Source organism: Kiloniella litopenaei (assembly GCF_000982415.1).
GTDB lineage: Bacteria > Pseudomonadota > Alphaproteobacteria > Kiloniellales > Kiloniellaceae > Kiloniella > Kiloniella litopenaei.
The window spans coordinates 1-6,456 of the sequence record NZ_LANI01000043.1; the positions used below are offsets into that span (position 1 = coordinate 1).

General features: G+C 48.3%; 7 protein-coding genes and 1 pseudogene. 6 read left to right on the forward strand and 2 right to left on the reverse strand.

Annotation, left to right across the window (positions count from 1 at the left end; genetic code table 11):
- On the reverse strand, positions 1-273 hold a 273-nt coding region (locus tag WH95_RS19915), incomplete at its 3' end, for a helix-turn-helix transcriptional regulator (RefSeq protein WP_046510178.1).
- Positions 274-411: 138 nt separating this feature from the next.
- Between WH95_RS19915 and WH95_RS19920 the strand changes: the two genes are divergently transcribed.
- On the forward strand, positions 412-1,359 hold the full coding sequence (locus tag WH95_RS19920) for an alpha/beta fold hydrolase (RefSeq protein ID WP_046510179.1): 948 nt from the start codon (positions 412-414) through the stop codon (positions 1,357-1,359).
- A gap of 281 nt (positions 1,360-1,640) precedes the next feature.
- Positions 1,641-2,540 carry an EamA family transporter RarD gene (gene rarD / locus WH95_RS19925; RefSeq protein WP_046510180.1) on the forward strand — a complete coding sequence of 300 codons (900 nt, stop codon included), beginning with the start codon at positions 1,641-1,643 and terminating at the stop codon, positions 2,538-2,540.
- 141 nt (positions 2,541-2,681) lie between these two features.
- Here the strand turns inward: rarD and WH95_RS19930 are convergent, their stop codons facing one another.
- Positions 2,682-3,968: a glycerate kinase type-2 family protein gene (locus WH95_RS19930; RefSeq protein WP_046510181.1), complete on the reverse strand. Its 1,287-nt coding sequence runs from the start codon at positions 3,966-3,968 to the stop codon at positions 2,682-2,684.
- A gap of 357 nt (positions 3,969-4,325) precedes the next feature.
- On the opposite strand from WH95_RS19930, the gene WH95_RS19935 reads away from it, so the two are divergent.
- From WH95_RS19935 to WH95_RS19950, 4 genes and pseudogenes are all read left to right on the forward strand, one after another.
- Positions 4,326-5,114: an N-formylglutamate amidohydrolase gene (locus WH95_RS19935; protein WP_046510182.1), complete on the forward strand. Its 789-nt coding sequence runs from the start codon at positions 4,326-4,328 to the stop codon at positions 5,112-5,114.
- 44 nt (positions 5,115-5,158) lie between these two features.
- Positions 5,159-5,458 carry a DUF1244 domain-containing protein gene (locus tag WH95_RS19940; protein ID WP_046510183.1) on the forward strand — a complete coding sequence of 100 codons (300 nt, stop codon included), beginning with the start codon at positions 5,159-5,161 and terminating at the stop codon, positions 5,456-5,458.
- Between the two features lie 256 nt (positions 5,459-5,714).
- Positions 5,715-5,891 (forward strand): annotated as a pseudogene (locus WH95_RS19945) (GapR family DNA-binding domain-containing protein); the annotation flags it as partial.
- A gap of 144 nt (positions 5,892-6,035) precedes the next feature.
- Entirely contained in the window at positions 6,036-6,353 is a 318-nt protein-coding gene (locus WH95_RS19950; RefSeq protein WP_082114256.1) for a DUF2312 domain-containing protein, read from the forward strand.
- Positions 6,354-6,456 lie beyond the last annotated feature (103 nt).

Sequence of the window (6,456 nt, forward strand, 5' to 3'; positions counted from 1 at the left end):
ATGACCCACACTGAACGCAAAATGCTCTAGAAGCGCAAAAACTTCGGCAACAGAAAGCCGTGCGGTCGTCTGAATTGACTGCGGATCAATTTGTAAGCCGCCCCCGCGACCAGCTTCGGAATGGATGACAAATCCTTCGTCGCGCAAGGCACTAATGTCACGCAAAATGGTCCGTCTTGAGGCGCCAACTTCTTCTGCTAGCTCGGCAACTGTAGAGGTACCGTTGCGGCGAAGGCTGCGCACAATGATGTCATGTCGTTGGCGTATATTCATTTTGTCAGGATATCAATAAATGGTGCCAGTATTTGTCACTATATCGTTTTAGTCAATATCCATTGAGGTCGATAAGGGCGTTTTGTGGTTACACGACGCTTCCATAAGCCTCTGGAACGAAAGCTAAAAGGAAATACAATGTCTATTACTACCGACTTCCCAAAGCCGACCATGGTTGCCGTCAATGGTGTGGAGCTGGAGGTCTTTGAAGCGGGGCAAGAGAATGTCGGAAATCCAATTGTCCTTTGCCACGGGTGGCCGGAACACGCCTTTTCATGGCGCTATCAGATTCCGGTGCTTGCCGAAGCTGGTTATCATGTCATCGTTCCCAATCAACGGGGGTATGGGAACTCTTCCTGTCCGAGCGAGGTATCTAGCTATGACATTGAGCACTTGTCAGGAGATCTGATTGGACTCCTTGATCATTACGGATACGAAGATGCTATTTTTGTGGGACATGACTGGGGGGCAATGGTTGTTTGGGGGTTGACTTTGCTGCACCCGGATCGGGTGAATAAAGCTATAAATCTGTCTTTGCCTTATCAAGAGCGTGGAGAGAAACCCTGGATCGAGTTTATGGAAGAAATCTTTGGCGAGGATTTCTATTTTGTGCATTTTAATCGGCAGCCAGGTGTCGCGGACGCCATCTTGGATAAAAATACATCCCGGTTTCTTCGCAATATATTTCGTAAAAATGTACCGCCAGTCCCCCCGCAACCGGGCATGATGATGATCAACCTCGCCGAAACAGAAACGCCGCTAGGTGAAGCAATCATGAGTGACGGTGATCTGGACGTTTTTATCTCTGCCTACAAGGCATCGGGATTCACGGGGAGTATCAACTGGTACAGGAATCTGGACCGTAACTGGCACCTATTGGCGGGTGTAAACCCAGTCATTCAACAGCCTGCGCTGATGATATATGGTAATCGGGATACAGCGGTTGCGAAGTCAGAAACATTGTCAACGTTCGTGCCAAATGTTGATGTGATTAATCTGGACTGTGGACACTGGATACAGCAGGAAAAGCCGGAAGAAGTTAACCGGGTAATTCTAAAGTGGCTGACGAAGAAAGTCGTTATCTAGCTTTCCTGTATTTGTGTCTGAGAGCACTCTCAGGCTTTGTACTGAGAGTGCAACAGATAACAAAGACAAAACTTGAGAAAAGGATACCTGTAATTCAAGCGTTTAGTATGGTGCTTTTAAATAAGGCATGGTGGGTATGCTAACTGAATGACGAAACGTTTGAGAATATTGAAAAATATCTTATCGCATATTTTATAAAATAATCGTGTTGGCGATGTAATCGCGCTGGAAAAGTTAGTTTTCCCAGAGTAGTCTGAGCTTCTCTGGTAAGGATTTCCAAAATGACACGTGATACTCTTCAAGGCTTTTTTCTCGCTTTAGCCGCTTTTTTATGGTGGGGGCTGACACCGCTTTATTTCAAGTTGGTCGAGGCAGCAGGACCTTTGGAGGTCTTAAGTCATCGCGTGATCTGGTCTTTAGTTCTTCTGGCCGTCCTGTTGTTAGCACGGAAAAGGTGGCCAGAGATTAAAGAAACTTTCAGTTCGCCCAAGATCTGGGGGTGGCTGCTGCTAAGTGCTTTACTTATTGCCGTGAATTGGCTGGTATTCATTTGGTCTATTTCCAATGGACACTTGGTAGAGGCAAGCCTGGGTTACTATATTAACCCTTTGGTCAACGTACTTCTTGGCGTTGTCATACTTGGTGAACGGCTAAAACTGTTACAGGGAATTGCGGTTGCATTAGCGGCGATTGCTGTGGGGTATTTAACCTATATCGGGGGCGAGTTTCCTTGGATTGCGCTGGTGCTGGCAATGTCATTCGGGTTTTATGGGTTGATTAGAAAGCGTTTGCCTGTGGGGGCACAGGTCGGGCTTTTTGCTGAAACGGCAATGGTCACGCCCATTGCGTTGGGTTATCTGATCTGGATTGGGGTTCAGAATGAGGTCACTTATATTGCTGGTGGCACAGGCATTAGTTTGATGTTGATGCTGGCCGGGGTTGTGACGACTGTGCCGCTTGTGTGTTTTGCAGCGGCGGCCAGACGCTTAAACTATTCAACAATTGGCATGATACAATACGTTGGTCCAACCGTTAATTTGTTGTTGGCAACACTGCTTTTTGGCGAGGCTTTTACCATGGTTCATGCCATATCTTTTGGGTTGATCTGGTTTGCCGTTTTCCTATTCAGTACACAGTCCTTTGCCGATATGAAGCGCGCAAAAAAACAGGTTGCACTTTAGGCAACCTGTTTTTTATGTACCGCCATTTTGTCGGTATAGTTGTTTAGTTCAACTGTTACTCTAGGAATGAAGAGTGAAGTGTAGATTTCCCTACATGAACGATGAGATGACGACGAGAAAGAGTTGAACTAAACAACTAAATTAGCCCTTGGGCATAACGACGATGGCCCGGAAGTCATTGACGTTTGTCCGGGTTGGTCCGGTGATGATGAGATCATCAAGAGCCTGAAAAAAGCTATAGCCGTCATTATTGGCAAGGTGTTCTTTGGCGCTGACACCAAGCTTTTCTGCGCGTTCGAGGCTGTCGGGCCTCAAGATTGCCCCGGCATTGTCTTCACTGCCGTCGATACCGTCGGTGTCACAGGCAAGGGCGTAGATATCCGCAGCGCCATCAAGCTCAACAGCAAGGGCGAGCAGGAATTCCGCATTTCTTCCACCACGGCCATTTCCTTTTACCGTTACGGTTGTCTCGCCGCCAGACAACAGAACGCAAGGCGCCGGTGCGGGTTGATCATGGTTGGTGACCTGCCTTGCAATGGCGGCCATAACCTTGGCGACTTCCCGTGCTTCCCCTTCGATTGAATCACCAAGGACCACAGGCGTAAAGCCATGCTTTTCTGCAACACGTCTGGCGGCCTCAAGGGAATCCTGTGGGCGGGAAATCATGTGCATCGAACAGTTGGCAAAAACCGGGTCGTTTGGTTTTGGTGTTTCCTTTGCTGCTTTTTCCAGATGGGCAGCAACAGAGGCGGGCGGGGTGATATCGTACTTGGCCAAAATGGCACGGGTATCTGCAAAGGTGCTGGGGTCTGGGACCGTTGGGCCGGATGCGATGACATCAGGGTCATCACCGGGCACATCAGAGATCAAAAGGCTGACCATCTGTGCGGGGGCCGCAGCGGCGGCAAGCTGCCCGCCTTTGATGGCCGATAGATGCTTGCGTACCGTGTTCATTTCGATGATATTCGCACCGGATTTCAGCAAAGCCTTGTTGATTGTCTGTTTGTCTTCAAGGGACAGACCCTCGGCGGGCAGGGCCAACAGAGACGACCCGCCGCCGGAAATAAGGCACAGAACAAGGTCATCGGCACTGAGACCTTGCACCATTTCATAGATCCGTTTTGCCGCTTCACGACCGGCTGCATCCGGTACCGGGTGCGCGGCCTCGACAACTCCGATGCGGGTGCATTTTTCGCCCTCGGGCATATCGTGGTCATAACGGGTGACGACAAGACCATCGATTGGGCCTTCCCAGTTTTCCTCGACAGCTTTGGCCATGGCCGCGGCGGCCTTTCCGGCACCAATGACCACGGTTTTTCCCTTGGGTGCTTGGGGTAAATAATCGGGAACAGCCAATCGGGGATTTGCTGCATCCAGACCAGCCTGGAAGAGATCACGTAGGAACTTCTCGGGGGATATCGCGTTCATCTACAGGGCCTTCGCTTATCAAGTGTCATAACCAAGATGCCTTTATGGAAATGAACAGTGCCCTTCGTCAAGAGAAGCCTGTGCAAAAGGGGTGATTCCTGTCTTTATTTGGCGGTGTGATGAAAAATCTGGTCGGTTTTTGTCTTTGATGGTAGATAGCTTGTCGGGCTTTGCATAAAACGACTTTATGTCGTCACGGCAAAGACCCTCTGGAAATCACACAACGCCATTACAATATTGAAAGAGGCTCGAAGCCTTGCGCTCTGATATAGGGGCAATAGATATTGTGTAAAGTAAAGGCCCCGAGCTAAGGTCCTTTGTCCAAGGCTGTGTTCGGGTACAAGTAATAGGAAGATAATGGATATCCAAATTCTGGCTTCGGATGAACCAAGCCCGGTGAAAGTCATTAATGAAGATTCTGACACACCTTTTGTTTTTTTATGCGATCACGCGACATCCTTTATTCCTAAGTCCCGCAAAAATCTTGGCGTTGAAGATCATCATCTGACGCGGCATGTCGCCTATGATATCGGTATCAAGGGCGTGACCGAGGGCCTTGCCGAACATTTTAAATCCCGTGCGATCTTTAGTAACTTTTCGCGCCTGCTTGTCGACCCGAACCGCAAGCTGGATAACGATGGCCTGATGCCTGTGGTCAGTGACGGATGCCATGTCCCTGCCAATCAGGATATGCACGCGGCCGAACGCGAAGCCCGCCTGAACACTTTTTACTGGCCCTATCACAATCAAATTGAGACAACACTGGATGGCATGATTGAACAGGGACAGGTGCCGATTGTCGTTTCCATGCACAGCATGACCCACGAAATGGCAGGTGTTGCCCGCCCGTGGCCTGTCTGTGTGTTATGGAATCAGGACCCGCGCATTCCTTTGCCGCTCATCGAAACGTTTACGCGTCAGGGCTTTAACTGTGGCGATAATGTACCCTATACCGGGCGCGATGGTCATGGCTATACCATGGAAATGCACGCGGACCGACGGGGCTTGCCCAATGTCCTGATTGAAATTCGTCAGGACTTGATTTCTGATCAGGCGGGAATAGATCAATGGACGACACATATGATCAATGCCTTTGAAGAGGTATTGCATTGCCCGTCACTCAAAGAAATAAAGTGCTACCTGTAAGGATAAGCACATAAAGAAATACCTTGTTTTGGGAGAAGAAAGTTATGAACGAACAAACCAAACTGGAGCTGGAAGCGGCTGCCTTCAGGCGCCTTGTTTCTCATTTGCAAGATCGCACAGATGTTCAGAATATCGATATGATGAACCTCGCCGGGTTTTGCCGGAACTGTCTGTCTAAATGGTATATGGCCGCTGCGGAAGAAAAAGGCGAGACCATGGATTACGGACAGGCCCGCGAAATCGTCTATGGGATGTCCTATGACGAATGGAAATCAAAATACCAGTTGGAAGCGACCGCAGAACAAAAAGCTGCCTTTGAGAAAAGCAAACCTGCGCACGACTAGCCTGCCAGTCAACCTCTCGTCTGTCTGTCAATGAAACCGGTGATGAAGTTGACTGTGATAAGCGAGAGACATGTGGCTAAAAACTTTTCCCTCACTGCTGCGGGGCATTGCCAAAGCTGACGCAGGACGTTAATTTCCGCAGCAGATAATTTATGAGACAACTCATTACATGTGATTTTATAAAAGGGCCCCGGGCATGAGCGATTTCGAATCAGGCTACGAAGAAAATACTTCTGATGAAAGCCAGACAGATGATATGGCAACAGAAACAACAAGTTCCTCTAGCGCGGCGGCTGTGCCGGGTGAAATCGCCGGTGTAACAGCGGACCGTCTTCGCGGTTTTATCGAGCGGATCGAGCGTCTGGAAGAAGAGAAAAAAGGCATCGCGGACGACATCAAGGAAGTCTATGCCGAATCTAAAGCGCTTGGTTTCTTATATGCACCTGAAACTGTAGTGTGTATGTATAATCAATAAGTTAAAGCGCTACACTGTAGCAAGTAGGTGTGTCATCGCCCAAATATACCGCTGTTGCTACAATCTCCTATTTAAGTATCAAGAAAATTTGGAACGCCAAAAATGTCAGATTTTGAAACAAGTGAACTTTCCGATGATACCACGGTGGATACTACATCGACGTCATCTTCTCCTGAGCCTGAGATAGGTGGTATTGCAGCTGATAGGTTACGCGGATTTGTTGAACGCATCGAACGCCTTGAAGAAGAAAAGAAGGCGATAGCCGATGACATCAAGGAAATATATGCAGAAAGTAAGAGCTTGGGCTTCGAATCAAAGATTCTTAGAAAGATCATTTCTCTTCGCAAAATGGATGAGCAAGAACGTAACGAGCAAGAAGAATTGATCGATGTGTACAAACATGCCCTAGGAATGATTTAACTTTTGGAAATGTGTAAGTAGCTTCTCTTATAGGTATTGCTGTTATTTATACAAAAGCCGATCAATTTGATCGGCTCAGACTGCTGACAAAGTCCTCGCAATT

Coding starts and splice junctions, on each gene's coding strand:
- WH95_RS19950 (WP_082114256.1), top strand. CDS start 6,036: ATGTCAGATTTTGAAACAAGTGAACTTTCCGATGATACCACGGTGGAT.
- WH95_RS19935 (WP_046510182.1), top strand. CDS start 4,326: ATGGATATCCAAATTCTGGCTTCGGATGAACCAAGCCCGGTGAAAGTC.
- WH95_RS19920 (WP_046510179.1), top strand. CDS start 412: ATGTCTATTACTACCGACTTCCCAAAGCCGACCATGGTTGCCGTCAAT.
- rarD (WP_046510180.1), top strand. CDS start 1,641: ATGACACGTGATACTCTTCAAGGCTTTTTTCTCGCTTTAGCCGCTTTT.
- WH95_RS19940 (WP_046510183.1), top strand. CDS start 5,159: ATGAACGAACAAACCAAACTGGAGCTGGAAGCGGCTGCCTTCAGGCGC.
- WH95_RS19930 (WP_046510181.1), bottom strand. CDS start 3,968: ATGAACGCGATATCCCCCGAGAAGTTCCTACGTGATCTCTTCCAGGCT.